Origin of the sequence: Streptomyces sp. NPDC002088, assembly GCF_040296605.1 — a bacterium.
Classification (GTDB): Bacteria; Actinomycetota; Actinomycetes; order Streptomycetales; family Streptomycetaceae; genus Streptomyces.
The window spans coordinates 1-25,294 of record NZ_JBEOXO010000012.1; the positions used below are offsets into that span (position 1 = coordinate 1).

Consider the following 25,294-nt stretch of genomic DNA (forward strand, 5'->3'; position numbering starts at 1 on the left):
CCTTTCGGGGGTTTGGTTTGGGGCGGCCGGGCGGGCCCTCGCTGGTCTCTGCCTTGCGCCCGGCTGGGTGGCGGCGGGGGCCCCCCCCCCGGGGGGGGGGGGGGGGCCCCCCCCCCCCCGCCCCTCTCACCGCTGAGTCACAGCTGGGTCGACTGGCGCTGGGTGAGGCCGTACTTCTGCGCGATCGCGTTCCACAGCTGCGCGGCCTTCTTCTTCTGCGCGCTGGCGGTGGCGCTCGCCTTGCCGCCCGCCTGGGCCTGGGGGGTGGTGCGGGCCTGGCCCTTCTTGCAGCTCTTCTTGTTGGCCGCGGTCTGGTCGGCCCAGGCCGCGTAGTGGTTGTCGGCCGACGCGGACGCCTTCCACGCTTCGGTGAGGGCCGTGGTCAGCGCGGCGTGGTCGGGCAGCTTGTCGACGGAGAGCGCGGCCAGCCTCGTGACCAGGTCGGTGCGCTGCTTGGCCGCGGCGCGCAGGTCGGAGGCCGACTGGCCGAGGTTGTCGCAGGACTTCACGGCGGCGACCGCGTTGATCACCGTGGTCCGGCTGGTACCGCTGTCGGCCAGCAACTTGTCCAGCGCGACGGCCTGCTCCTTGGCCGGATCGGCGGCCGCGGAGGCGGAACCGTCGGTCGCGGGCGCCGTGGCGGAGACGGTCGTACTGTCGTCGCCCTCGTCGTCGCCACCCCCACCGCCGCCGAGCAGCGCGCCCGCGCCGATGCCGACCACGGCGATGGCGATGCCGACGGCGGCGATCAGCGGCACACGCGAACCGGTACGGCCCCCTCGACCTCCGCCGTCGCCGTCCCGGGCCCCACGCCGCCCGCCGCCGGGACCGGCCGGCGGGGCGTACGAGGGGTTCGGCTGAGCGGAGTAGCCGTCATGTCCGCCATGTCCGCCATATCCGGAGTCGTGCTCCGGGATGCGCGGCAGCTGCTGCGTGGCCCCCGCCGGGCTCTCGCCGCCCGCCCCGCCCGCGTCGCTGCGGAAGAGGTTGTCGAACTCGGCGGGCGGCTGCCGGTCGCCGCCCCCGCCCGGCAGGCCGCCGCCGTACGGTCCGGCGGCCGGCTGCGCGGGCACCGGGGCGATGTACTGCGTGGCCTGGGCGTCGGGATGAGCGGCGGCGTTCGGCGGCGGGCCCGCGAGCGGAGCGCGGCCCAGGAACTGGGTCGACTCGGACGGTGCACCGGCGGCCGGCATCTCGGGGGGCAGGGCCCCGGGGCCCACCGGCGGTATGTACTGGGTCGCCCCCTCGTCCGCGGGAGGCACAGCGGCAGGCGGCAGGTACTGGGGGGCCCTGTCGGCGCCGCCTGGCATGGCCGGGACGGGCGGGAGGTACTGGGTGGCGCCCTCGTGGGCGGCGGGCGGCAGAGGGGCACCCGGTGCGCCCGGTGCGCCGTACGCCGTGGGCTGTGCGCCCTCCGGCGGCAGCGGGCCCGCGCCGGGGCCCGGCTGCCAGGGCGGCCCGGGAGGCGCCGCCTCCGGCGTGCCCCAGGTCGTCTCAGCGGGCGCGGCGGACGGCCACTCCGCCGCGGGCGGCTGGGGCGCGCCCTGCTGCTGTTCGGGGCCCCATGGCCGGCCCCAGGCCTGACCACCGGCCGGCGCCGCGCCGGCGCCGTCCTGGCCGTATGCCGGGCCGTACTGCTGACCGCTGCTCTGGTAGCCGTTGCTCGAGTAACCGTGCTGCTGCTGACCGGCGGGTCCCGCCGTCATACCCGGCAGCAGCGGCTCACCTCCGTCGGAGGGCAGCACGATGCCTTCGCGCGCGGGCCGCGCCGAGGGCTCCTCGCCCTGTCCACTCTGCGTCACCGGGACTCCTACGAATGGGGGACCTTCGGAATCGTCGGCTCACGCTACCGGGTCCCCGGAACCGGGTGCTACGCAGCTCAGGGCGTGATCTCCCTCCATGTGACGTCAGTAACAGATCCGGAGCGCCGTGCGCTGTTGATGTCACCTCCTGCGCGCCGACGGGCCGTTTCCCGCGCGTTCACGCACCGGCGCCCCGAGTATTCACGCAGCTACCTGCAACTCCAGCCGCGCCCCGAACTCCCTTACCACCGGCTCGTCCCGGTACGGCTCCAGCCGCTGCTGGAAGTCCTCCAGGTACTCGGCGCCGCGGTTGGACCGCAGGGTCTCCAGCAACTCGACCGCCTTCAGGCCCGTGTTGCAGGCCTGTTCGATCTCGCGCTGCTGCACCTGCGCCGTGGCGAGCAGCACATAGCCGATGGCCCGCCTGCGCGCCCGCGACTCGAGGTGCCCGGCCAGGGACTCCTGCGCACACCGCGCCGCCGCCTCGGCCTGTCCCAGGTCGCGGTGGCAGTGCGCCAACTCGTCGGCGAGATACGCCTCGTCGAAGTGCGTGATCCACGCCGGGTCGTCCCCGGCGGCCGGATCCGCCTGCTCCAGTGCCGACACCGCGCGCCCCGACGCCGCCTGGGCCGCCCGCGCGTCACCCATCAGCGCGTGCCCGCGTGCCTCCGCCGCGCAGAACATCGCCTCCGCGCGCGGTGTCACGCGCCCACGCGCCCCCTCCTGCGCCGCCCGCGCCAACTGCGCGATCTCCCGCGGGTTTCCGAGCTGCGCGGCAAGGTGACTCATGGACGCGGCGAGTACGTAGCCGCCGTACCCCCGGTCGCCCGCCGCCTGTGCCAGCCGCAACGACTGGATGTAGTAGCGCTGGGCGAGACCCGGCTGTCCGGTGTCCACGGCCATGTATCCGGCGAGTTCGGTCAGCCGGGCCACCGCGGCGAACAGGTCGCGGCCCACCGCTTCCCGGTAGGAGCCTGCGAGCAGCCCGGAGACGACGCTGTTGAGGTAGTGCACGACGACCGGGCGCACATGCCCGCTGCCGTACTGGTGGTCCAGGTCGACCAGCGCCTGGGTCATCGCGCGTACGGCCGTCACGTCGGACTGGCCCACGCGCGGCCCCGCCGCCCGAGCCACCTGCGAGTCCGGCGCGGAGATCAGCCAGTCGCGGCTCGGTTCGACCAGCGCGGACGCGGCGACGGACGAGCCGGACAGGAAGTCCCGCCGCCCGACGTCGCTGCGCCACAGCTCGCAGACCTGCTCGATGGCCCCCAGTACCGTCGGCGAGAACTGGAGACCGACACCCGACGCGAGGTTCTTGCCGTTGGCCATGCCGATCTCGTCGATCGTGACCGTACGGCCCAGCTTGCGGCCGAGCGCTTCGGCGATGATCGCCGGGGCACGTCCCCGCGGCTGCTGTCCGCGCAGCCAGCGGGCCACGGACGTCTTGTCGTAACGCAGGTCGAGGCCGTGCTCGGCGCCGCACATGTTGACCCGGCGGGCCAGCCCGGCGTTCGAGCAACCCGCTTCCTGGATGAGCGCCTGCAGCCGTTCGTTCGGCTGCCGCGCTACGAGAGGCCTTGCGGCCATGGCTTAACCCCCTGTGGCTGCGGTGCCTGCCCACGCACCGAGTTGACGTGTCTTCCACGGCCGGACCCGTCAGGTTCCAGTCAGGTCCAGTCAGTCCAGCGAAAAGATCCGGCCTCGAAGATCAATGCCCCGCGGACATACCGAAAATGCGAAGCTTGCGAGGATTGCCGGGGTAAAGGCGGAAGCCGACCCCACTCGTGGCTACCCACTTCCCGCCGTGGATCCTCCCGCGCGCCCCCACACATGCATCCATGCGCCCCAGAGGCGGAATCGATGCTCCTCCCCCGCGCGCGAACGCCAGGGCCTGGCCGTAACCCGAGGTGGGCGCGGGAGTTGAGTGAGCGTGGAAGAGACGATCCCGGCCACCGAAGCCGCACAGATTCCGAAGCAGCGTGGGGAATCACTGCTGGAGACCGCCGTTCGCTACGCCGAGGAGCGCCACTGGGACGTGTTCCCCGGCACCTGGCTCGAAGCCGCCGAGGGGGTGCAGCGCTGCTCCTGCGGCGACGCCGTGTGCGACGCGCCCGGCGCGCATCCCGCGCGCGAGGACTGGGCGACACAGGCGACCGGCAGTGCGACCGGCGCGCGCCGGATGTGGCAGAAGCAGCCGACGGCGTCGATCCTGCTGCCGACCGGGCGTACGTTCGACGCGATCTCCGTGTCGGAGACGGCCGGGTTCCTGGCGCTGGCCCGGATGGAGCGGATGGAGCTGACGCTCGGGCCGGTGACGTTGACGCCGCACCGGCGGATGCAGTTCTTCGTTCTTCCCGGGGCGTCGGTGAAGGTGCCTGACCTGGTGCGCAAGCTGGGGTGGTCGCTGACTTCCCTGGACCTGGTCGCGCTCGGGGAAGGGGCGTATGTGGCTGCGCCGCCCACGCGGTTCGGGTCGCGGGGGGCTGTGCAGTGGGCCTGCCGGCCCACGCCGGCGAATCGGTGGCTGCCGGATGCGGAGGAATTGATCTCGCCGCTCGCTTATGCGTGCGGGCGGGATCGGTAGCGCCTGCCGTCCTGCGTGGTTCGTGCGGTTCGTGTGGTTCGGCGGGTGCGGATTCGTCGTGGCTTGTCGCGCCCACGCGGCGGAGCCGCATGTCGGCACGGTCCCGCGCCCCTTGAGGCACGCTGTTCCGCCGTAGGGTTCTTCCTGACGGAGGGAGAACCGGTGGGTGCTAGTGCCGTACGCGTACGAGGGCTCTGGAAGCGGTTCGGGCAGCAGGTCGCTGTCGCCGGAATCGATCTGGAGTTGCCGGCGGGCAAGTTCATCGGGCTCGTGGGGCCGAACGGCGCCGGGAAGACCACCACCCTGTCGATGGTGACCGGGCTGCTGCGGCCCGATCAGGGGAGCGTCGAGGTCGTCGGGCACGACGTCTGGCGGGACCCGGTCGAGGTGAAGGCGCGGATCGGGGTACTCCCGGAGGGGCTCAGGCTCTTCGAGCGGCTGTCGGGGCGGGAACTGCTCGGCTACTCCGGCAGATTGCGCGGGCTGCCCGGCGCCGAGGTCGACAAGCGGGCCGCCCAACTCCTCGACGTCCTCGACCTGGCGGGCTCGCAGCACAAGCTCGTCGTCGACTACTCGACCGGCATGCGCAAGAAGATCGGGCTCGCCGCCGCTCTCCTCCACAATCCCGAAGTCCTCTTCCTCGACGAGCCGTTCGAGGGCGTGGACCCCGTGTCCGCGCAGACCATCCGGGGCGTCCTGGAGCGGTACACCGCCTCGGGCGCCACGGTCGTCTTCTCCTCCCACGTCATGGAGCTGGTCGAGTCGCTGTGCGACTGGGTGGCCGTGATGGCTGCCGGCCGCATCCGCGCCCACGGCACCCTCGCCGAGGTGCGCGGCGAGGCGCCCACACTCCAGCAGGCGTTCCTCGAACTCGTCGGCGCGAACAGCCGCGACACCGGCTCGAACCTCGACTGGCTGGGCGGCGGAGCCCGATGACGAGCCCCACCGCCCCCGGTCTCACCTCCACCGTCGTCCGGCTGAAGCTGTCCCTGCTGCGCAACGGCCTGCGGCAGTCCGGCGGGCGGCGGGCCGCCTACATCGCCTCCGCCGTCATCACCCTGCTGTTCGCCGCGCTGCAACTGCTCGGCCTGATCGCGCTGCGCGGCCACGCGCACGCCGCGTCCCTGGTCGTCCTGCTGACGGCGGTCCTGGGCCTGGGCTGGGCGGTGATGCCGCTGTTCTTCCCCAGCGGCGACGAGACCCTGGACCCGACCCGGCTGGTGATGCTGCCGCTGCGGCCCCGCCCGCTGGTACGGGCGCTGCTGGCGGCGTCGCTGGTCGGCATCGGCCCGCTGTTCACCCTCCTGCTGCTCCTGGGCTCCGTGATCTCCGTGGCGCACGGGACGGCCGCCTACGTCGTCTCGGTCGTCGCCGTCGTCCTCGCGCTGCTGGTCTGCGTGGCCCTCGCGCGGGCCGTCGCCGCCGCCAACATCCGGCTGCTGACCAGCCGCAAGGGGCGCGATCTCGCGGTGCTGAGCGGTCTGGTCATCGCGGTCGGCGCACAGGTCGTCAACTTCGGCGCGCAACGGCTCGGTTCGTCGGGCCTCGCGCAACTCGACCCGGTGTACGAGGTGCTGCGGTGGGTGCCGCCCGGGACGGCGATCGGGGCGGTGGACTCGGCGAGCGAAGGGTCGTACGGCGTTGCCACCGCCCAGGTCGCGCTGTCCATCGCCGCGTTGGTGCTGCTCGTGGCGGCGTGGGCGCGCAGTCTGACCCGGCTGATGACCGCACCCGACGGGTCGACGTCGCAGGCCGCCGAGTCGGGTGTGCGCGAGCGCGGTACGTCGTCGGGGCCGGCCCGGCTGCTGCCGGCCGGCCGGACCGGCACCGTCATGGAGCGCAGCCTGCGCTACATCTGGCGCGACCCCAAGACGAAGGCGGCCTGGGTGACGTCCCTGGCCATCGGCCTGATCGTGCCGGTGTTCAACGCGTTGCAGGGCACCGGGTCGATCTACTTCGCCTGCTTCGCCGCGGGGATGCTCGGCATCCAGATGTACAACCAGTTCGGGCAGGACACCTCCGCCTTCTGGATGGTCGCGATGACGATCTCGTCGTCGCGCGACGCCTACGCCGAACTGCGGGCACGGGCGCTCGCGCTCCTGCTGATCACTCTCCCGTACGCCACCCTCGTCACCGTCCTGACGACCGCCATGCTCGGCGACTGGCCCCGGCTGCCCGAGGCCCTGGGACTGTCGTTCGCGCTGCTCGGGGCGATGCTGGCGACCGGCGCCTGGACGTCGGCCCGCTTCCCGTACTCCATTCCGCAGGAGGGCTACAAGAACGTGGCCCCCGGACAGGCGGGACTCGCCTGGATCGCCATCTTCGGCGGCATGGTCGCCGCCGCCCTGCTGTGCGCCCCGGTCATCGCGCTGACGATCTGGCTGAACGTCAGCGCGGACGGCGACGCGTGGACCTGGCTGCTGCTGCCGGTGGGCGCGGTGTACGGGGCGGCGATCACCGTGCTGGGGCTGCGGCTGGCCGCGCCGCGCACGGCCGCGCGGCTGCCGGAGATACTCGCGGCGGTCAGCAAGGGGTAGCGGGGGGCCGGGCAGCAAGGGGGCAGCGGGGCCCGGGGGCGACCTCAGGAGGTGCGTACGCCGTCCAGGAACGGCTCGATCGCCGTCCGCCACGCCTCCGGCTGGTCGTAGTGGACGAGGTGGCCGGCGTCGGCCACCTCCGCGTACTCCCCGCGGGGCAGCACACGTACCATCTCCTGCGCCTCGGCGCGGCCCAGCTCGCCGTCCAGGCCGCGGACGACCAGGGCGGGGCACTGGACCTGGGCGAGTTCCTCCCAGTGCGCGTCGTACACCCAGGTCTCGCGGGACTTCAGCATCTGCTCGGGCTCGAAGACGGGGCGCCAGCCGTCGGGGGACTCCTGCATGACCTCGGCGTAGAACTCGCCGCGGGCCGGGTTGGGCCGCTCCACCCAGGGGTCGTCCTCGCCGAACCACTTGCGTACGTCGGCGAGGGTGGCGAAGGGGACGGGCCAGGACTTGAACCAGTCGGCCCACTCACGCTGCGAGGCGGCGCCGAGCGCGGAGGCCCGCATGTCACAGATGATCAGGCCGTGGACCAGGTCGGGGCGTTTGGCGGCGAGCTGCCAGGCGGTCAGTGCGCCCATGGCATGGCCGATGAGGACCGCGTGGGCGAGGCCGGTCTGTTCCAGGGCGGCCTCGGCGTCCTCGATGTACGCCTCGCGGGTGAAAGACGCCTGCGGGGGCTTCTCGCTCTGTCCGTGGCCACGCTGGTCGAGGGCGACCGCGCGGTGCCGCTCGGAGAGCCAGCGGGCGGTGGAGGCCCAGTGCGAGGCCCGGCCCATCAGTCCGTGCAGTAACAGCACGCCGGGGGTGGGCTCGGTCTCCGCCGGGCTCTCCTCGGGCGATCCGGCCTGTTCCGGTACCAGTTTCACCGGGTCGCTCTTGGGAGGGTCACCGAACTCCCAGGCGGCGAGGCGTACGCCACCTGCCCCGGTCACGTCGATGCGTCGCGCCATAGGTCCTGGCACCCCCCTAGCTCCGCTCGGACCGCTCGAGCCGGCCGGTCCTGTGAACCGCTTGCTGCCTGCCGTCGTTGCCGTGGTACCGCTGGTCCGTCATCTACGGGCTCGTCTACGGCTCATCCGCCGGCTCATCCACGGGCCCCTCTACGGAATCTCCGCGGACTCATCCGGAGAGTATCGAATACGCATTCGAAAGATGCCTTCTCTGCGGGCAACACCCCTCGTTCGAGTGACCGCCCTCGAGGAATGATCGCCGCTGACAAGGGGAGATCTTCAGCGGGGGGCGGACCGCTCGGGGAAAACGGTCCGAGGGGACTGACCCTGAGAGCTCGGGGCTCCGGGTCAGCACAGGGGAGGACAGGCCCCGGCGCCTTTGGGCGCCGGGGCCATCCACGTTTCTGCGGCACATCCTCCCCGCCCCCTCAGGCCGTATGCCTCATGCGACAGCCTGGCACGCGAAGCGCCGAACCGCTGCGATTCGGCGCACTCAGCCCTTGGCACACTCAGCGCTCGGCGTACTCAGCGCTCGGCGTACTCAGCGCTTGGCGACGAACACGTGGGAGGCGACGTCCGCCTCCAGCTCGGCGGCCTCGCCGCCACTGCCCACCAGCACGCCGCCCGCGGACTCCGTCACGCTCACCACCGAACCGGGCTGTACCCCCGCCCGGCGCAGCGTGTACATCAGCTGCGCGTCCGTCTGGATGGGCTCGCCGATACGACGCACCACGACCGTCTTGCCCTCCAGTCCCGGGTCGAGCTCGGCCAGGGACACCATGCCCGCGTCCAGGAACGGGTCGGCGCCGTCCTTCTCGCCGAGTTCCTCCAGGCCGGGGATCGGGTTGCCGTAGGGCGACTCGGTCGGGTGGCGCAGCAGTTCGAGCACGCGCCGCTCCACGGCCTCGCTCATCACGTGCTCCCAGCGGCACGCCTCGGCGTGCACCTGCTCCCACTCCAGGCCGATCACGTCGACGAGGAGACACTCGGCGAGCCGGTGCTTGCGCATCACGCGCGTGGCCAGTCTGCGGCCCTCGTCCGTCAGCTCCAGGTGCCGGTCGCTGGCCACGGACACCAGTCCGTCGCGCTCCATCCGCGCCACCGTCTGGCTGACGGTCGGTCCGCTCTGGTCGAGCCGCTCGGCGATCCGGGCGCGCATGGGGACCACGCCTTCCTCTTCCAGCTCGAGGATGGTGCGGAGATACATCTCCGTGGTGTCGATCAGTCCGGACATACATGCCCCTAAATGAGATCTGCCGGAAGCGCGGCTGGCTCCGCGGCGCGTGCGCTGGCCCTGGCTCCAATTCTGACGCATACCACTGACAACCGTGCCGCGCCGTTGAAACGAGGCGGTTACGCGCGCGTGCATGGGTGTCGCCTTCACGAGGGGCCGGGTGAGGGGCACGCAGGGGAACCCCGCACCCCCGCCCGCCTCACCGCCGTATTGACACGGCGCTGGTCCAGACCGCACCGTGATCCGCGGCACAGACGCCGCCAGACGCTGCGAAGGGGCATCGCATGGGCGACAGCACACCGGCCGGCCAGTTCTTCGACGCCGCGATCACCCTGCTGCGACGGGTCCGCGACGAGGAGGCCGCGACCATCGAGGCCGCCGGCACGCTCCTCGCCGACACCGTCGCCGCCGGCGGCCGCCTCTTCGCCTTCGGCGCCGGACATTCCTCGCTCGCCGCCCAGGACATCGTGTACCGCGCCGGCGGCCTCGCCCTGATGAACCTGCTCGCCGTCCCGGGCGTCGTCGGCGTCGACGTGATGCCCGCCACCCTCGGCTCCGCCCTGGAACGCGTCGACGGTCTGGCGAGCGCCGTCCTGGACTCCTCCCCCGTCCGCGCGGGCGACGCCCTCGTGATCGTCTCCCTCTCGGGCCGCAACGCCCTCCCCGTCGAGATGGCCATGACCGCCCGCGCTCTCGGCGTGAAGGTCATCGGCGTGACGTCGGTGGCGTACGCCTCGGAGACGAAGTCCCGGCACGCCTCGGGGACGTTCCTGAAGGACCACTGCGACCTCGTCCTCGACTCGAAGATCGCGGTCGGCGACGCGGAGCTCAGCCTCGACACCATCCCGGCCCCGTTCGCCCCGGCCTCCACCGTCGTCACCACGGCCCTGCTCCAGGCGGTCATGGCCACCACGGCCGGCGCCCTCGCCGACCGCGGCATCGAGCCCCCGCTCCTGCGCTCCGGCAACGTCGACGGTGGCCACGACTGGAACGGCCGGATCCTGGACGAGTACCGGGACCGGATCTTCTACCAGCGCTGACCCAGGGACACAGCCGGCGGCTACTCGCCGGTCAGCCCCGCCAGATCCAGGGCGCCCGCGATCCGTACCGCCACGTCCTCCGCGTACGCCGTGTCGGACCGCTCGAAGGCACTACGGCCGCCCGCCCGCAGGAACGTCACGACGCCCAGCGTCCGCCCCCGGCTGCGCAGCACCGCGCACAGCGCGTGCACCGTGTCCGCCGGCCACTGCCGGGCCAGGGCCCACTCGCGCGCCTGTTCGGCGGGGACGGAACCGACACTGGCCCGCACGGACCCGGTCCGCTCCACGCACTGCAACGCCGGATGCCCCTGGGCATAGCGGGCCGGCAGCCCGGCCTGCCCGGTGAGTGTGCTCGGCCCCGGCGCGCCGGAGGGCGTCTGGGCGATCCGTACCAGCCGTACGGCGCCCGCGGCCACCTCGCTGTCGGCCACCGCACCGCCTGCCGCGCGGTCGATCAGACCATGATCGGCGAACCCGGCGAGCGCGAAGTCGAGGTGGACGGTGGCGGCCTCGGCCGGATCCTCGCACTCGGCTGCCGCGCGACCCGCCCGGTGCAGCTGATTGCTGCGGAACCGCAGCAGCGCCGCCTCCTGCTCGCCCTGCTTGGACTCGGTGACGTCCTGGAACAGCCAGCCGACGCCCAGCGGGACCGGCTCCTCCGCGAGCGGCGAGGCCAGCCGCAGGAAGCCGCTGCGCCAGCAGCGCCGCTTCTCGCCCTCCGGGGTGCGTACGCTCACCCAGATCTCCGCGGGCGCGGGCGGCGCGCCCTCGGCCAGGACGTGCGTGAGCGCGCTCTCCAGCTCCTCGACACCCTGGGCGAGCAGCTCGCCGAGCGGCCGCCCCAGCGCGGCCGTGCGCCCGCTGCCCAGCGCCCGGGCCGCGTGCGCGTTCACCACGGCGGGCCGCAGATCGGCGTCGACGAGGACGACACCCCAGCTCGCGTCCTCGAACAGTGCCTCGCTCAGCGCGATGGACCGCTCGAGGTCGATCTGCGCGTGCACCTCGCTGAAGGCGCAGTACAGGCCGGCGGGCTTCCCGTCGGGCCCGTGCACGGCGGCCGACTGGGTCCGTACGAGTACCCGCCCGCCACCCTTGGTCAGCAGCGCGAACTCGTGCACCTGCCGGCCGGGGGCCTGCATGGCGGCCATCAGCCGCCCCTCGACCTCCACGGCGTCCGCACTGCGCACGGCCCACCCGGCGAACCCGTGCCGCCCCACGGCCTCGGCCGCCGTCCAGCCCAGGATCCGCTCCGCCTCCCGGTTCCAGTGGGTGACGACCCCGTCCACGTCGAAGGCGCACAGGGCCGCGTCCATGCCGTCCAGCAGCGCGGCGAGCAGGTCCGAGCCGTCCGAAGCCTCCCGCTCGGGCTGTTCGGGCTCGTCCGGCCCCAGCTCGTCGGTGGTCCCACTACGCCGGGAAGCACTCACCTGGACCCCCTGCAGGCTGCGTCACTTGCCATCATTCAACTCGAACGTGATGCAGCACACACCAAGTTCTCACAAGATTGAAGGAATCGTTGTACGGAGGAGGACCTACTCGGCAGAGGACTCCAGCCGCAACGTCAGCCACAGATCGGTCTCACCGTCCAGCACATACCGCTCGACCTCGGCAAACCCACGCGCCTCGGCGAACCGAACGCCGTCCTCGTTGACGGCCAGGACAACGGTCTCGATCACCCGGGCACCCTGCACGCGCGCGTGCGCGAGCCCCTTCTCGTACAGCGCCGCACCGATCCCCTGCCCCCGGTACTCGGGCAGCACGCGCGCGATGACCGTCGCCACCGCCTCCTCGCCCTCGGGCGGCCGTACGGTCGAGCAGCCGACGAGCACGTCACCTAGGTACGCGTTCTCCAGCCGGTTCCGCCCGAGCCGCTCCCGCGCCTCGTCGAGGGACATCGCGGCGGGCGGCACGATCACGTTGTGGACGTGCCGCCACTGCTCCACCATCGCGTCGCCGGCCACGGGCTCCATACGAAGATCAGTCATGCCGGCAGCGAAGCGTGCGCGAGCACGCCCGTCAACGGGATTGCCCGGATGCCGCCCTCCGCCGCGCGTACACCTCGATCTCGATCTTCATACGGGGATCCGCCAGCCCGCACACCATCATCGTCGCCGCCGGCCGCACCTCCCCGAAACACCGCCGCAGCACGGGCCAACACGGCTCGAAGTCCTCCCGCTCGGGCAGCAGATACCGCACCCGCACCACGTCCGCGAACCCACACCCCGCCTCCGCCAGCGCCGCCCCGATGTTCCGCAGACACTGCTCGGCCTGCTCCACCACGTCATCGGAGATCGTCATGCTGCCGTAGTCGAACCCGGTCGTCCCCGACACATGCACCCAGTCCCCGTCGACCACGGCCCGCGCATACCCGATCTGCTCCTCGAAAACCGACCCACCGAGAATCGCGCGCCGCTCGGGCATCCCCACCGTCTCCGTGTTCTCCATGCGCGGAACGGTAGGGGGGCCGCGGAGATACGTCACCCCCGTGGGGGCGCGATGCGGCGGAGGCTGCCTCGGCTCATCGTGAACGCCAAAAAAAGGGTTGATTGGTGGCCGGAGCGTTCTTAGTGTGTGGCTTACACCGAAGGGAGGTGATCGGGTACATGAGTGAAACCCGGACGCGTGAGGTGGCTGCGGGCTAGCGGCCCGTCACCACACCGAGTGCGGTGCCGGACCAGCGCGTGAGATGCGTGCAGCCGGCCCAATCCCAAGCAGTCACCCGACCCGCGAGTCGCCGGTATGTCCGGCCGGCCCCTCCTCTGGAGGACCAGGCTCGCGGGTCGTCTGCGTTTCCGCTGGTGGCCGAGCGGCACCCCGCGGAGCTGCTCAGCCCCGCGTGATGCCCCGCCTCACAGACCTCAGCGGCCGATGTCCCCGTAGCCCTCGATCTCGCGCGGGTCGCGTGATCCCGGGCCGATGTAGCGGGCGGAGGGGCGCACCAGGCGGCCGGTGCGCTTCTGTTCCAGGATGTGCGCCGACCAGCCGGCCGTGCGGGCGCAGGTGAACATCGACGTGAACATGTGGGCCGGGACCTCGGCGAAGTCCAGGATGATGGCCGCCCAGAACTCGACGTTGGTCGCCAGGACGCGGTCCGGGCGGCGGTTGTGGAGTTCCTCCAGGGCGGCCTTCTCCAGGGCTTCGGCGATCTCGTAGCGGGGGGCGCCGAGTTCGCGGGCCGTACGGCGCAGGACTCGCGCGCGCGGGTCCTCGGCGCGGTAGACGCGGTGGCCGAAGCCCATGAGGCGCTCGCCCCGGTCCAGGGCCTGCTTGACGTACGCATCGGCGTCGCCCGTGCGTTCGATCTCCTCGATCATGCCGAGGACACGGGAGGGGGCGCCGCCGTGCAGCGGGCCGGACATGGCTCCTACGGCGCCGGAGAGGGCGGCCGCCACGTCCGCGCCGGTGGAGGCGATGACGCGGGCGGTGAAGGTGGAGGCGTTCATGCCGTGCTCGGCTGCCGACGTCCAGTAGGCGTCGACGGCCGCCACGTGCTTGGGGTCGGGCTCGCCCCGCCAGCGGATCATGAAGCGTTCGACGACGGACTGCGCCTTGTCGATCTCGCTCTGCGGGACCATGGGCCGGCCCTGGCCGCGGGCGGACTGGGCGACGTAGGACAAAGCCATGACGGCGGCGCGGGCGAGGTCGTCGCGGGCCTGCTCGGCGTCGATGTCGAGGAGGGGTTTGAGGCCCCAGACGGGGGCGAGCATGGCGAGCGCGGACTGGACGTCCACCCGGATGTCGCCGGAGTGCACGGGGATCGGGAACGGCTCGGCGGGCGGCAGGCCGGGGTTGAAGGCGCCGTCGACGAGGAGGCCCCAGACGTTGCCGAACGAGACGTGGCCGACCAGATCCTCGATGTCGACGCCCCGGTACCGCAGCGCGCCGCCCTCCTTGTCCGGTTCGGCGATCTCCGTCTCGAACGCTACGACTCCTTCGAGTCCAGGTACGAAGTCGGACATCAGGCGGCTCCTCATGATGTGTGCGACAGATGATGTTGTGTGACGTTGTGGGGACCAGGAACTCGGGTCAAACGGTGGGAAGCGGCGTACGCCCTGCGGATCCACGGTCGTCTCCGAAGACTCGCGGTCCTGAGCGGTCACCCTGGTGATGCCCCGTGCGGTCGGCGGTCACCCCGACCGGAACGGCATCAGCACCATATCCCTGGGTGTCACCTTTGGGGAGAGCCTGCGGCACTGAGTGCCACCTTCAGTGCCACCTCCATGATGCGGGACACCGCCCGGCGGCGCCCGCGCATACGGCAAGATGACCGCGTGAACGCCGCCCACGACGCCACCTCCCCGGATCCCGCCTCGATGCGCAAGCAGTACCGGGCCGAGGGCCTCGCCGAGTCCGATCTGGCCACCACGCCCGTGGATCAGTTCGCACGCTGGTTCAAGCAGGCCGCGGCGGAGGCGCACCTGTTCGAGCCGAACGCCATGATCGTCTCGACGGCGGACGCGGAAGGCCGGCCCAGCGCCCGTACGGTGCTGCTGAAGCACTTCGACGAGCAGGGCTTCGTCTTCTACACCAACTACGACTCCCGCAAGGCCCGTGACCTGGCGGAGAACCCGTACGTCTCGCTGCTGTTCCCCTGGCATCCGATGGCCCGGCAGGTCATCGTCCAGGGCGTGGCGCGGCGCACCGGGCGGGACGAGACGGCCGCCTACTTCCGTACCCGGCCGCACGGCTCCCAGCTGGGTGCCTGGGCCAGCGCCCAGTCCAGCGTCATCCCCTCCCGCGCCGAGCTCGACGCCGCGTACGCCGAGCTGGCCGCGCGCTACCCGGAGGGTGAGCAGGTCCCGGTGCCGCCGCGCTGGGGCGGCTTCCGGGTGGCTCCGCAGACGGTGGAGTTCTGGCAGGGCCGGGAGAACCGGCTGCACGACCGGCTCCGGTACGTGGCGGAGCCGGACGGGAGCTGGCGGGCGGAGCGGCTCAGTCCCTGACGCTCACTTCTCGCGGCTCAGTCCCTGAGCGCCTGGTCGAGGACGGCCGTCCACTGCGCCACCACCCGCTCGCGGCGCGGACGGTCGTCGGTGAGCAGGTTGGCCAGGCCCAGACCGCGGGCCATGTCCAGCAGGCCCTGGACCGTTTCCCGTGCCCCGGGCCGGGACTCGTCCGCGCCCAGCAGGTCGACGGCTATCCGATGGGTTTCCCGGCCGACGCGGGCCTCCAGTTCGGTCACGCGCGGGCGCAGCTGTTCCTCGTTCGACGCGGCCACCCACAGGTGCAGGGCGGCGCGGAAGAGCGGGCCCGTGTAGAGGTCGACGAGGGCCGCCACCACCGCTCGCCGGTCGCCTGCCGCGCCCTGCGGGAACAGGGCGCGCAGGGCGGTGGAGCGTTCCTCGGCGACGTACTCGACCGCCGCCGTGAACAGGTCCTCGCGGGTCGGGAAGTGGTGCTGGGCAGCGCCCCGGGAGACTCCGGCGCGTTCGGCGACGACCGCGACCGTGGAGCCCGTCCAGCCGTGTTCGGCGAGGCAGGACACGGCGGCTTCCAGGAGGCGCTGTCGGGTGGCTCGGCTGCGGTCCTGCTTGGGAGTACGTTCCAGACGGTCGCCGACCGTGCTCACACCACCCATGCGGGATCCCGTCGTTCGAGGAAGGCCGTCATCCCCTCGCGGGCCTGCGGGGAGGAGAACAGCCGGGCCGAGAGCGCGGTGAGGTCGGCCGCGTCCTGGTCGAATGCCTCCAGCACCCTAGCCGTGAGCAGCTGTTTCGTCTCGGCCAGGGCCTGCGGGGCGGCCTTGCGCAGGCCGTCCAGGACGGGGGCCAGTACGTCGTCCACGTCGTCGCCGGTCGCGGTCAGCAGGCCGATACGGGCCGCCTCGACGGCGTCGAAGCGTTCGCCGGTGAGGTAGTAGCGGGCGAGGGCGCGCGGGTCCGTACGGGGCAACAGGGTGAGCGAGATGACAGCGGGGGCGACCCCGATCCGCACCTCCGTGAACGCGAACGTGGCCTGGCGCGACGCGGCCGCGATGTCGCAGGCGCCGAGCAGTCCCAGGCCGCCCGCCCGTACGTGCCCGGTGACCCGGGCGACGACCGGCTTGCGCAGCTCGACGATCTGCCGCAGCAGGCCGACCAGCGCGTCCGGGTGCGGAGGGTCGCGCAGGTCGGCGCCCGCGCAGAACGTGTTGCCGGTGTGGGTCAGGACGACCGCGCGCACGTCGGTGTCCTTGGCGCAGCCGGTCAGCGCGTCCGCGAGCTCGCCGACGAGCGCCGCGGAGAGCGCGTTGCGGTTGTCCGGGGAGTCGAGGCTGAGCGTGTCGATGCCACGCGCGCGGGTCCGTCCGATCAGGGTCACGTCCGCTCCCTCAGCTGTCGGCGCAGTATCTTCCCGGAGGCGGCGCGCGGCACCCCGTCGATGAAGGTGACCTGCCGGACGCGTTTGTAGGGGGCGACGCGTTCGGCGACGTACATCATGACCTCTCCTTCGGAGAGGTCGGTGGCGGTGGGCTGGGGGACCACGTACGCGTGCGGGACCTCGTTGCCCTCGTCGTTGTAGACGCCGATGACGGCGGCGTCGGCAATGCCGGGGTGGGTGAGCAGGAGGGCCTCTAGTTCGGCGGGGGCGACCTGGAAGCCCTTGTACTTGATGAGCTCCTTGACGCGGTCGACGACGAACAGCCAGCCGTCGGCGTCGACATGGCCGACGTCGCCGGTGTGCAGCCAGCCGGCCTTGTCGATCATGTCGGCGGTGGCGTCGGGGCGGCCCAGGTAGCCCTTCATGACCTGGGGTCCGCGGATGAGGATCTCGCCGGGCTCGCCGATGCCGAGGTCGTTGTCGGGGTCGTCGAGGGAGACGACGCGCATCTCGGTGCCGGCGATGAGCCTGCCGACGGTCCCGGCAGGCGCGTCGCGCATGGCGTCGAGGGGGACTACGTGGGTGCCGGGCGACAGTTCCGTCATGCCGTAGGCCTGGCCGACGGGCGGCAGGCCGAGGCGCCTGGAGCAGGCGGCGGCGAGTTCGGCGGCCAGGGGGGCGGCGGCGCTGATGATGTACTTCAGCGACGACAGGTCGTACTGCGCGACGGCCGGGTGCTTGGCCAGGGCGAGCACGATCGGCGGGGCCACGTACAGGCCCGTGATGCGGTGGTTCTGGATGGCCGCGAGGAAGGTCTCCAGCTCGAAGCGCTGGAGTACGACGACGGTGGCGCCCTTGCGCAGCGGGGCGTTCATCAGGGCCGTCAGACCGTAGATGTGGAAGAAGGGCAGCACGGCGAGGATGCGGTCGCCGGGGCCGGCCTTGATGGCGGGTTCCAGCTGGGCGAGGTTGGTGGCGATCTGGCGGTGGGTGAGCATCACGCCCTTGGGGATGCCCGTGGTCCCCGACGAGTACGGGAGGGCTGCCACGTCCTTGGTGGGGTCGATGTCGACCACCGGGTCCGGCGCGGCCGAGGCGAGCATGTCGATCAGGGAGCGGTGTCCCGGCGCGCTGTCACAGACGAAGATCTCCTGGACGCCGCCCGCGAGTTCGGCGGCCCTGCGCGCGCTCTCCAGCAGCGGGGACACGGTGACGATCCAGCGGGCCGCCGAGTCGCGCAGCTGCTTGGCGAACTCCTCGGGCGTCGCGAGCGGATGCACGGTGGTGACGGAGGCCCCCGCGCGCGTGGCGGCGTAGAAGGCGATCGGGAAGGCGACCGTGTTGGGACTGTGCAGGGCGAGGACGTCGCCCTTGCGTACACCCGCCTCGGCCAGCGCGGCGGCGACCCGCCGGTGGAAGCGATCGACCTGTTCGTACGTGAGCGTGGTGCCGTCGGTGCCGTCGACGAGCGCGGGCGTGTCCCCGAACCCGGCGGCCCGGCCCAGCACCGCCTCGTGGATGGGGAGTTCGACGGGAGTGACGTCTGCGTACTCGCTGCGGAACACTCGTGACACGGTTCCTCCTCGCACAACGGCGTGCTGGATCAGTACGACTTGGGCAGACCCAGGGTCTGGTGGGAGACGTAGTTGAGAATCATCTCCCGGCTCACCGGAGCAATACGAGCCACACGCGCGGCGGTTATCAATGACGCGAGGCCGAACTCGCGCGTGAGGCCGTTGCCGCCGAGGGTGTGCACGGCCTGGTCGACGGCCTTCACGCAGGCCTCCCCGGCCGCGTACTTCGCCATGTTGGCGGCCTCGCCCGCGCCGACGTCGTCACCCGCGTCGTACAGATACGCGGCCTTCTGCATCATCAGGCGGGCCAGTTCGAGGTCGATGTGCGCCTGGGCGAGGGGGTGCGCGATGGCCTGGTGGGCGCCGATCGGGGTCTTCCAGACGGTACGGTCGCGCGCGTACCCGATCGCCCGGGACAGGGCGTAGCGTCCCATGCCGATCGCGAAGGCGGCCGTCATGATCCGCTCGGGGTTGAGCCCGGCGAACAGCTGGAGCAGCCCGGCGTCCTCGTCGCCGACGAGAGCCTCGGCGGGCAGCCGTACCTCGTCCAGGACCAGCTCGAACTGCTTCTCCGCGCCGTGCAGTTCCATGTCGATCGGCCGCCAGGAGAAGCCCTCGGCGTCGCGCGGGACGATGAACAGGCAGGGCTTGAGGCTGCCGGTGCGACCGCTTTGGGAAGACACGGTCTCGGTGCGGCCGACGATGAGGGTGGCGTCGGCGATGTCGACGCCGGAGACGAAGACCTTGCGGCCGGTCAGCAGCCAGTCCCCGCTGTCGCCGTCGCGGCGGGCGGTGGTGGTGATGCGGTGGCTGTTGGAACCGGCGTCGGGTTCGGTGATGCCGAAGGCCATCGTGCGGGTGCCGTCGGCGAGGGCGGGCAGCCACTCGCGCTTCTGCTCCTCGGTGCCGAAGCGGGCGATGACCGTGCCGCAGATGGCGGGCGAGACGATCATCATGAGGAGGGGGGCGCCGGCTGCGCCGAGCTCTTCCAGGACGATGGAGAGTTCGGCGATGCCGCGGCCGCCTCCACCGTATGCCTCCGGCAGGTTGACGGCGAGGTAGCCGAGCTTGGCGGCTTCCTGCCAGAGCTCGGTCGGGTAGCCGCCCTCGGCGACGACCTTGGTGAGGTATTCGCGGCCGTAGCGCTTGCCGAATGCCGCTACCGCGGCGCGGAGGTCCTTGTGTTCTTCGGATTCGAGGAGGGTGGTCATGTGGCTCCTTCGGGTGCGGGCTCGTCGTGGCTGGTCGCGCAGTTCCCCGCGCCCCTAGGCCTGCTGTACTACCGCCAGCAGCGTGCCGACCTGGACCTGCTGCCCCAGAGTCACGGGGAGGTCGGTGAGCGTCCCGTCAACAGGTGCCGAGATGTGGTGCTGCATCTTCATCGCTTCGAGCCAGAGAATCGGCTGACCGGCCTCTACGGCGGCTCCGACCTCCAACCCCTCGGCAACCCGCACGACCGTCCCCGGCATCGGGGCGAGGAGGGAGCCGGGGGTGTGCTGCGCGGTCGGGTCGGGGAAGCGGGGCAGGGCGGTCAGGGTGGTGGCGTTGACGTGGACCTGGTCGCCGTAGCGGGACACCTCGAACTTCCGCCGTACTCCGTCCGCTTCGAGTACGACGAGACCCGCGTCGGCGTGGACGACGCGCACTCCGTCGGCCGTCAGGCCCGCCCGGGTGTGCCGGTAGTGGACCTCGTGTTCCTCGCCCGCCATCGCGTATCGCTTGGTCTGCGGCTGGGAGGGCAGGTTGCGCCAGCCGCCGAAGCGGGAGCGGGCGTGGGCGTCGGCGAGGGCGGCGGCCAGGGGGGCGTAGGGGTCGGGGGCAGGCTCGGTGAGGGTGGTGAGGTGGCGGTCGTAGAAGCCGGTGTCCATGCGGGCGGCGGTGAACTCTTGGTGACGCAGGGAGCGTACGAGGAGGTCGCGGTTGGTGGTGGGGCCGTGGACCGTCGCCCGTTCCAGGGCGCCGGCGAGGCTGCGGAGGGCCTCCGCGCGCGTGGGGGCGTGGGCGACGACCTTGGCGAGCATGGGGTCGTAGTGAACGCCGATCTCGTCGCCGTCGGTGTAGCCGGTGTCGAGGCGGACGCCGTCCGGTACGGCGAGGCGGTGCAGGGTGCCGGTCTGCGGGGCCCAGTCGCGGGCCGGGTCCTCGGCGTAGAGGCGGGCCTCGACGGCGTGGCCACGCGCGCGTGGAGGGTCGTTTTCGAGGGCGTGGCCCTCGGCGATCCTGATCTGCTCGGCAACCAGGTCGACGCCGAACACCGCTTCCGTGACGGGGTGTTCCACCTGGAGGCGGGTGTTCATCTCCAGGAAGTGCGCCTTGTCGTCGGCGACGAGGAACTCGGCGGTGCCGGCGCCCACGTAGTCGACCGCGCGGGCGGCGCGCACGGCCAGCGCGCGCAACTCCTCCGCGAGCCCCTCGGAGAGCCCTGGCGCCGGTGCCTCCTCGATCACCTTTTGGTGGCGGCGCTGGAGGGAGCAGTCGCGGGTGCCGAGCGCCCACACCGTGCCGTGGGTGTCGGCGAGGATCTGCACCTCTACGTGGCGCCCGTTCTCGACGTAGGGCTCGACGAAGACCTCGCCGTCCCCGAAGGCGCTCGTGGCCTCCGCGCGGGCGCCCTCCAGCGCGGCGTCGAACTCCTCGAGGCGGCGCACGATCCGCATCCCGCGGCCTCCGCCGCCCGCGGCCGCCTTCACCAGCACCGGCAGGTCGGCCTCGGTGACCTCGCGCAGGGGCGCGAGCCCCATCAGCTCCTTCGCGCGGGTCTTGGACGCCATGGCCTCGATCGCCTCCGGGGGCGGCCCGATCCAGACGAGGCCCGCGTCCAGGACGGCGCGCGCGAAGTCGGCGTTCTCGGAGAGGAAGCCGTAGCCGGGGTGCACCGCGTCCGCGCCGGCCGCCACCGCGGCCTTCACGATCAGGTCGCCGCGCAGGTACGTCTCGGCGGGGGTCGCCCCCGGCAGCCGTACCGCCGCGTCCGCCACACGCGCGTGGAGGGCGTTTTCGTCGGCGTCCGAGTGCACGGCGACCGTCCGGATTCCCGACTCACGGCAGGTGCGGAAGACACGGCAGGCGATCTCGCCGCGGTTGGCGACGAGGACGGAAGAAATCACGTTCGGGACCTCACATCCGGAAGACGCCGAAGCCGCCGCGCGCGCCCTCGTAGGGCGCGGTGTGGACGGCCGACAGGCACAGGCCGAGGACGGTGCGGGTGTCGCGCGGGTCGATGACGCCGTCGTCGTACAGCCGCCCGGACAGGAACTTCGGCAGGGACTCGGACTCGATCTGCTGCTCGACCATGGCGCGCAGGGCCGCGTCGGCGTCGTCGTCGTACGGCTGCCCCTTCGCGGCGGCCGACTGCCGGGCGACGATGGACAGCACGCCGGCCAGCTGCTGCGGCCCCATCACCGCCGACTTCGCGCTGGGCCAGGCGAACAGGAAACGCGGGTCGTACGCCCGCCCGCACATGCCGTAGTGCCCGGCACCGTACGAGGCGCCCATGAGAACGGACAGGTGGGGCACCTTCGAGTTGCTGACCGCGTTGATCATCATCGCGCCGTGCTTGATGATGCCGCCCTGCTCGTACTCCCGGCCGACCATGTAGCCGGTGGTGTTGTGCAGGAACAGCAGCGGGATGTCGCGCTGGTTGGCCAGCTGGATGAACTGGGCGGCCTTCTGGGACTCCTCGCTGAACAGCACACCCTGGGCGTTCGCCAGGATGCCGACCGGGTAGCCGTGCAAGGTGGCCCAGCCGGTGGCGAGGCTCGTCCCGTACAGCGGCTTGAACTCGTCGAAGTCGGAGGCGTCGACGATCCGGGCGATGACCTCGCGCGGGTCGAAGGGGATCTTGAGGTCGCCCGGGACGATCCCCAGGAGTTCCTCCTCGTCATACTTGGGAGGGACGGCCGGCCCCGGATCACCGTACGCCTTGCGATGGTTGAGCCGGGCCACGACCCGCCGCGCCTGCCGCAGCGCGTCCTGCTCGTCGACGGCGAAGTAGTCGGCGAGACCCGACACGCGCGCGTGCATCTCGGCACCACCCAGCGACTCGTCGTCGCTCTCCTCACCGGTGGCCATCTTCACCAGCGGCGGCCCGCCGAGGAACACCTTCGCCCGCTCCTTGACCATGATCACGTGGTCGGACATGCCGGGGATGTAGGCGCCCCCGGCGGTGGAGTTCCCGAAGACGACGGCGAGGGTGGGGATTCCGGCGGCCGACAGCCGCGTCAGATCGCGGAAGATCGCGCCCCCGGGGATGAAGATCTCCTTCTGGGACGGCAGGTCGGCTCCGCCCGATTCCACCAGGCTGATGCAGGGCAGCCGGTTGGCGAGCGCGATGTCGTTCGCGCGCAGGGCCTTCTTCAGGCTCCACGGGTTGCTGGCGCCGCCGCGCACGGTGGGGTCGTTGGCGGTGATCAGGCACTCCACGCCCTCGACGACACCGATCCCGGTGACGAGCGAGGCGCCGACCGTGTAGTCGCTGCCCCAGGCGGCCAGCGGGGACAGTTCCAGAAAGGGCGTGTCGGGGTCGAGGAGCAGCTCGATGCGCTCCCGGGCGAGCAGCTTGCCGCGCCCGCGGTGCCGCTCGACGTACTTCGGGCCGCCCCCGGCGAGCGCCTTCGCGTGCTCGGCGTCGAGGTCGGCGAGCTTGGCGAGCATGGCCTCGCGGTGGGCCCGGTAATCCGGGCTGTTGACGTCCAGCGCGGACGGAAGGACCGTCACAGCAGAGCCTCCGGTATGTCCAGGTGACGGGTGCGCAGCCATTCGCCGAGGGCCTTGGCCTGCGGGTCGAAGCGGTGCTGGGCGGCGACGCCGGCGCCGAGGATTCCCTCGACGACGAAGTTGAGGGCGCGGAGGTTGGGCAGGGGGTGGCGTACGACTGTCAAGTCGGCGGTCTCCGGGAGGAGTTCGTGGAATCGGTCGACGGTGAGGGTGTGCGCGAGCCACCGCCAGGCCTCGTCCGTGGGGGCCCAGACACCCACGTTGGCGTTGCCGCCCTTGTCGCCGCTGCGGGCACCGGCGACGAGGCCCAGAGGGGCGCGGCGGACCGGTCCCGGCGGCAGGGGCTCAGGCAGGGGCGGCTGAGGTACGTCTTCGAGTACGGCGGTGTCGTGGGCCGACGGCACTGGGATTCGTCGCCCGCCGTGGAGGACGGCCACATGGCCGACGGCGCCATGGGGGACGTAGACATCCTCGAAGACCCCATAGGGCGAGCCTTTTCCAGGTGGAGCGAGCACATGGAAGCCGGGGTAGCTCGCGAGGGCCAGCTCGACGGCGGCCCCACTGAGGGCCCGCCCGACGGCCTCCTGCTCCGCATCCCGCACGACGAGCCGCAGCAACGCGCTCGCCGCCTCCTCGGTGTCGGCGTCGGGGCGGTCGGTTCGGGCCAACTCCCATCGCACATCGGCGACTTTGGTGAGCGCGGGCGCCATCTGCTCCCGTACGAGGGCGGCCTTGGCCTCGATGTCGAGGCCGGTCAGCACGAAGGTGACCTCGTTGCGGAAGCCGCCGAGCCGGTTGAGGCCGACCTTGAGGGTCGGAGGCGGGGCCTCGCCGCTGACGCCGTCGATGCGGACGCGGTCGGGGCCGTCCTGGGTGAGCCTGATCGTGTCGAGGCGGGCGGTGACGTCGGGGCCGGCGTACCGGGCGCCCGCCGTCTCGTACAACAGCTGCGCGGTGACCGTGCCGACGTCGACGAAGCCGCCGGTACCAGGGTGTTTGGTGATGACGGCGGTGCCGTCCTCGTGGAGTTCGGCGAGCGGGAAGCCGGGGCGTCGGACATCGCCGTCCTGGAAAAAGGCGTAGTTGCCGCCGGTCGCCTGCGTCCCGCACTCGAGCACGTGCCCGGCGACGACGGCCCCCGCGAGCCGGTCGTAGTCCCCCGGTCCCCAGCCGAAGCGGGCGGCGGCGGGCCCGGTGACGAGCGCCGCGTCCGTCACTCTTCCCGTGACCACGACGTCGGCGCCCTCCCGCAGACAGGCCGCGATGCCGAAGCCGCCGAGGTAGGCGTGGGCGGCGAGGCTGCCGGGGTGGCGGGCGGTGAGGTCGTCGCCCTCGACGTGGGCGACGTGGACGGGGAGGCCGAGGCCGTCCGCCAACTCGCCTATTCGAGAGGCGAGTCCGGCGGGATTGAGGCCCCCCGCGTTGCTGACGATTTTCACGCCCCGCTCGTGCGCCAGCCCCAGGCACTCCTCCAGCTGCCTCAGGAACGTACGGGCGTACCCGCCGCCGGGATCCTTCAGCCGGTCGCGGCCCAGGATGAGCATCGTCAGCTCGGCGAGGTAGTCGCCGGTGAGGACGTCCAGTTCGCCGCCGGTGAGCATCTCGCGCATCGCGTCGAAACGGTCGCCGTAGAAACCCGAGGCGTTGCCGATGCGGAGGGTCATTCAGCCGTCTCCTTGGGCGGGCGCCCGCCGCCGGGCGGGCCCGCGAAGGCCTGGGCGATGTCCAGCCAGCGGTCGGCGTCGTGGCCGGTGACCTGGAGCGCGAGGTCGGCGCGGTGGGCGCGCTGGGTGACCAGGAGGCAGAAGTCGAGCGCCGGGCCGGTGACGCGCTGGGCGGCGTCCTCGGGGCCGTACCTCCACACGTCACCGTTCGGGCCGACGAGTTCGACGCGGAACTCCTCCTCGGGTGGGGTCAGGCCCCGTACCCCGAAGGCGAAGTCACGGGCCCGCACACCAATGCGCGCCACATGCCTCAGCCGGTCCGTGGGTGGGCGGATCACACCCAGCGTGTCGGCCACGTCCTGGCCGTGGGCCCAGGTCTCCATGATCCGGCCGGTGGCCATGGAGGCGGCCGACATGGGCGGGCCGTACCAAGGGAAGCGGGCGCCGGGCGGTGCGGCGCGCAGGGCCGCGTCCAACGCCGTACGCCCCTCCCGCCACCGCGCCAGCAGCTCGTCCGGCGGGAGCGCGGCCCCCTCTTCCGCGCCCTGGTCGACGAACGAGTCGGGGGCGGCGAGGGCCTTCTCCACCAGGACGCGGAAACCGTCCCCGTCCGTGACGGCGAGCAGGGCCGAGCGGTCGGTCCAGGCGAGATGGGCGATCTGGTGGGCGATGGTCCAGCCGGGAGCGGGGGTGGGGAGCGTCCAGCGCTCCGGCCCCAACTCGGCGACGAGCAGGTCGAGTTCGTCACTATCGGCACGCAGGTCGTCGAACACGGGCGTCGGGTCGGCCATGGGGGCGAGGATGGCAGTGGAGCAAGAAACAAGCAAGCATGCTTGCATTAATTTGTTTTCCACAGCTCCGGCGAGGCGGCGGCAAAATCGCGCGCG

Annotated in this window: 21 protein-coding genes; 5 read left to right on the forward strand and 16 right to left on the reverse strand. The window is 72.0% G+C overall.

The genetic code is table 11. The features are described from left to right. Positions 1-137: 137 nt before the first annotated feature. Positions 138-1,802 carry a hypothetical protein gene (locus ABT114_RS24790; protein ID WP_351145041.1) on the reverse strand — a complete coding sequence of 555 codons (1,665 nt, stop codon included), beginning with the start codon at positions 1,800-1,802 and terminating at the stop codon, positions 138-140. Positions 1,803-2,003: 201 nt separating this feature from the next. Continuing rightward, the gene (locus tag ABT114_RS24795) at positions 2,004-3,389 is read right to left on the reverse strand and encodes an NsdA family TPR-like regulatory protein (protein WP_351145042.1); all 1,386 of its coding nucleotides are present in this window, start codon (positions 3,387-3,389) and stop codon (positions 2,004-2,006) included. A gap of 343 nt (positions 3,390-3,732) precedes the next feature. Here ABT114_RS24795 and ABT114_RS24800 point away from each other — a divergent pair, with 343 nt between their 5' ends. From ABT114_RS24800 to ABT114_RS24810, 3 genes are all read left to right on the forward strand, one after another. Continuing rightward, entirely contained in the window at positions 3,733-4,386 is a 654-nt protein-coding gene (locus ABT114_RS24800; RefSeq protein WP_351145043.1) for a bifunctional DNA primase/polymerase, read from the forward strand. A 144-nt stretch (positions 4,387-4,530) separates the two neighbouring features. Further along, on the forward strand, positions 4,531-5,322 hold the full coding sequence (locus tag ABT114_RS24805) for an ABC transporter ATP-binding protein (protein ID WP_351145280.1): 792 nt from the start codon (positions 4,531-4,533) through the stop codon (positions 5,320-5,322). Then, positions 5,319-6,923: a transporter gene (locus tag ABT114_RS24810; RefSeq protein ID WP_351145044.1), complete on the forward strand. Its 1,605-nt coding sequence runs from the start codon at positions 5,319-5,321 to the stop codon at positions 6,921-6,923. Before ABT114_RS24805 ends, ABT114_RS24810 begins: the two co-directional genes overlap by 4 nt. A 44-nt stretch (positions 6,924-6,967) precedes the next feature. On the opposite strand, the gene ABT114_RS24815 is transcribed toward ABT114_RS24810, so the two are convergent. Together ABT114_RS24815 and ABT114_RS24820 are read right to left on the reverse strand one after the other, a co-directional pair. After that, a complete protein-coding gene (locus tag ABT114_RS24815; RefSeq protein ID WP_351145045.1) occupies positions 6,968-7,879 on the reverse strand; it encodes an alpha/beta fold hydrolase in 912 nt (303 codons plus the stop codon). A 541-nt stretch (positions 7,880-8,420) separates the two neighbouring features. Continuing rightward, the gene (locus ABT114_RS24820; RefSeq protein ID WP_351145046.1) at positions 8,421-9,113 is read right to left on the reverse strand and encodes an iron-dependent transcriptional repressor DtxR; all 693 of its coding nucleotides are present in this window, start codon (positions 9,111-9,113) and stop codon (positions 8,421-8,423) included. 284 nt (positions 9,114-9,397) lie between these two features. On the opposite strand from ABT114_RS24820, the gene ABT114_RS24825 reads away from it, so the two are divergent. Then, entirely contained in the window at positions 9,398-10,153 is a 756-nt protein-coding gene (locus ABT114_RS24825) for an SIS domain-containing protein (RefSeq protein WP_351145047.1), read from the forward strand. A 20-nt stretch (positions 10,154-10,173) separates the two neighbouring features. Here ABT114_RS24825 and ABT114_RS24830 read toward each other — a convergent pair whose 3' ends face one another. The 4 genes from ABT114_RS24830 to ABT114_RS24845 all read right to left on the reverse strand — a co-directional run bounded on the left by ABT114_RS24830 (position 10,174) and on the right by ABT114_RS24845 (position 14,112). After that, a complete protein-coding gene (locus ABT114_RS24830; protein WP_351145048.1) occupies positions 10,174-11,580 on the reverse strand; it encodes a PAS domain-containing protein in 1,407 nt (468 codons plus the stop codon). A gap of 105 nt (positions 11,581-11,685) precedes the next feature. Next, positions 11,686-12,138 (reverse strand): GNAT family N-acetyltransferase, encoded by a 453-nt coding sequence (locus ABT114_RS24835; protein ID WP_351145049.1) that lies wholly within the window; start codon positions 12,136-12,138, stop codon positions 11,686-11,688. Between the two features lie 31 nt (positions 12,139-12,169). Further along, positions 12,170-12,574: a RidA family protein gene (locus tag ABT114_RS24840; protein WP_351145281.1), complete on the reverse strand. Its 405-nt coding sequence runs from the start codon at positions 12,572-12,574 to the stop codon at positions 12,170-12,172. Between the two features lie 437 nt (positions 12,575-13,011). Further along, positions 13,012-14,112 (reverse strand): citrate synthase 2, encoded by a 1,101-nt coding sequence (locus ABT114_RS24845; RefSeq protein ID WP_351145050.1) that lies wholly within the window; start codon positions 14,110-14,112, stop codon positions 13,012-13,014. Between the two features lie 354 nt (positions 14,113-14,466). On the opposite strand from ABT114_RS24845, the gene pdxH reads away from it, so the two are divergent. After that, the gene (gene pdxH, locus ABT114_RS24850; protein WP_351145282.1) at positions 14,467-15,096 is read left to right on the forward strand and encodes a pyridoxamine 5'-phosphate oxidase; all 630 of its coding nucleotides are present in this window, start codon (positions 14,467-14,469) and stop codon (positions 15,094-15,096) included. Positions 15,097-15,113: 17 nt separating this feature from the next. Here pdxH and ABT114_RS24855 read toward each other — a convergent pair whose 3' ends face one another. Genes ABT114_RS24855 through ABT114_RS24890 form a run of 8 tightly spaced genes read right to left on the reverse strand, consistent with a single transcriptional unit; the run spans position 15,114 to position 25,198 of the window. Then, the gene (locus tag ABT114_RS24855) at positions 15,114-15,731 is read right to left on the reverse strand and encodes a TetR/AcrR family transcriptional regulator (protein WP_351145051.1); all 618 of its coding nucleotides are present in this window, start codon (positions 15,729-15,731) and stop codon (positions 15,114-15,116) included. Next, positions 15,719-16,453: an enoyl-CoA hydratase family protein gene (locus tag ABT114_RS24860; RefSeq protein ID WP_351145052.1), complete on the reverse strand. Its 735-nt coding sequence runs from the start codon at positions 16,451-16,453 to the stop codon at positions 15,719-15,721. The genes ABT114_RS24855 and ABT114_RS24860 overlap by 13 nt, the downstream gene beginning before the upstream one ends. Beyond that, positions 16,450-18,018, reverse strand: coding sequence for a 4-coumarate--CoA ligase family protein (locus ABT114_RS24865; RefSeq protein WP_351145283.1), 1,569 nt, complete (start codon positions 18,016-18,018; stop codon positions 16,450-16,452). Before ABT114_RS24865 ends, ABT114_RS24860 begins: the two co-directional genes overlap by 4 nt. A gap of 38 nt (positions 18,019-18,056) precedes the next feature. Next, positions 18,057-19,238 (reverse strand): acyl-CoA dehydrogenase family protein, encoded by a 1,182-nt coding sequence (locus ABT114_RS24870; protein WP_351145053.1) that lies wholly within the window; start codon positions 19,236-19,238, stop codon positions 18,057-18,059. Between the two features lie 54 nt (positions 19,239-19,292). Then, on the reverse strand, positions 19,293-21,134 hold the full coding sequence (locus ABT114_RS24875; protein ID WP_351145054.1) for an acetyl/propionyl/methylcrotonyl-CoA carboxylase subunit alpha: 1,842 nt from the start codon (positions 21,132-21,134) through the stop codon (positions 19,293-19,295). Positions 21,135-21,144: 10 nt separating this feature from the next. Beyond that, on the reverse strand, positions 21,145-22,743 hold the full coding sequence (locus ABT114_RS24880) for an acyl-CoA carboxylase subunit beta (RefSeq protein WP_351145055.1): 1,599 nt from the start codon (positions 22,741-22,743) through the stop codon (positions 21,145-21,147). Beyond that, the gene (locus tag ABT114_RS24885; RefSeq protein ID WP_351145056.1) at positions 22,740-24,407 is read right to left on the reverse strand and encodes an acyclic terpene utilization AtuA family protein; all 1,668 of its coding nucleotides are present in this window, start codon (positions 24,405-24,407) and stop codon (positions 22,740-22,742) included. The genes ABT114_RS24880 and ABT114_RS24885 overlap by 4 nt, the downstream gene beginning before the upstream one ends. Then, positions 24,404-25,198, reverse strand: a complete 795-nt coding sequence (locus tag ABT114_RS24890) for a TIGR03084 family metal-binding protein (RefSeq protein WP_351145057.1) — start codon at positions 25,196-25,198, stop codon at positions 24,404-24,406. Before ABT114_RS24890 ends, ABT114_RS24885 begins: the two co-directional genes overlap by 4 nt. Positions 25,199-25,294: the final 96 nt, after the last annotated feature.

Excerpts from the sequence above, each read along its gene's own strand:
- ABT114_RS24870 (WP_351145053.1), bottom strand. The coding sequence starts at position 19,238 with ATGACCACCCTCCTCGAATCCGAAGAACACAAGGACCTCCGCGCCGCG.
- pdxH (WP_351145282.1), top strand. The coding sequence starts at position 14,467 with ATGCGCAAGCAGTACCGGGCCGAGGGCCTCGCCGAGTCCGATCTGGCC.
- ABT114_RS24810 (WP_351145044.1), top strand. The coding sequence starts at position 5,319 with ATGACGAGCCCCACCGCCCCCGGTCTCACCTCCACCGTCGTCCGGCTG.
- ABT114_RS24825 (WP_351145047.1), top strand. The coding sequence starts at position 9,398 with ATGGGCGACAGCACACCGGCCGGCCAGTTCTTCGACGCCGCGATCACC.
- ABT114_RS24795 (WP_351145042.1), bottom strand. The coding sequence starts at position 3,389 with ATGGCCGCAAGGCCTCTCGTAGCGCGGCAGCCGAACGAACGGCTGCAG.
- ABT114_RS24890 (WP_351145057.1), bottom strand. The coding sequence starts at position 25,198 with ATGGCCGACCCGACGCCCGTGTTCGACGACCTGCGTGCCGATAGTGAC.
- ABT114_RS24815 (WP_351145045.1), bottom strand. The coding sequence starts at position 7,879 with ATGGCGCGACGCATCGACGTGACCGGGGCAGGTGGCGTACGCCTCGCC.
- ABT114_RS24885 (WP_351145056.1), bottom strand. The coding sequence starts at position 24,407 with ATGACCCTCCGCATCGGCAACGCCTCGGGTTTCTACGGCGACCGTTTC.
- ABT114_RS24820 (WP_351145046.1), bottom strand. The coding sequence starts at position 9,113 with ATGTCCGGACTGATCGACACCACGGAGATGTATCTCCGCACCATCCTC.
- ABT114_RS24855 (WP_351145051.1), bottom strand. The coding sequence starts at position 15,731 with ATGGGTGGTGTGAGCACGGTCGGCGACCGTCTGGAACGTACTCCCAAG.
- ABT114_RS24840 (WP_351145281.1), bottom strand. The coding sequence starts at position 12,574 with ATGCCCGAGCGGCGCGCGATTCTCGGTGGGTCGGTTTTCGAGGAGCAG.
- ABT114_RS24835 (WP_351145049.1), bottom strand. The coding sequence starts at position 12,138 with ATGACTGATCTTCGTATGGAGCCCGTGGCCGGCGACGCGATGGTGGAG.
- ABT114_RS24845 (WP_351145050.1), bottom strand. The coding sequence starts at position 14,112 with ATGTCCGACTTCGTACCTGGACTCGAAGGAGTCGTAGCGTTCGAGACG.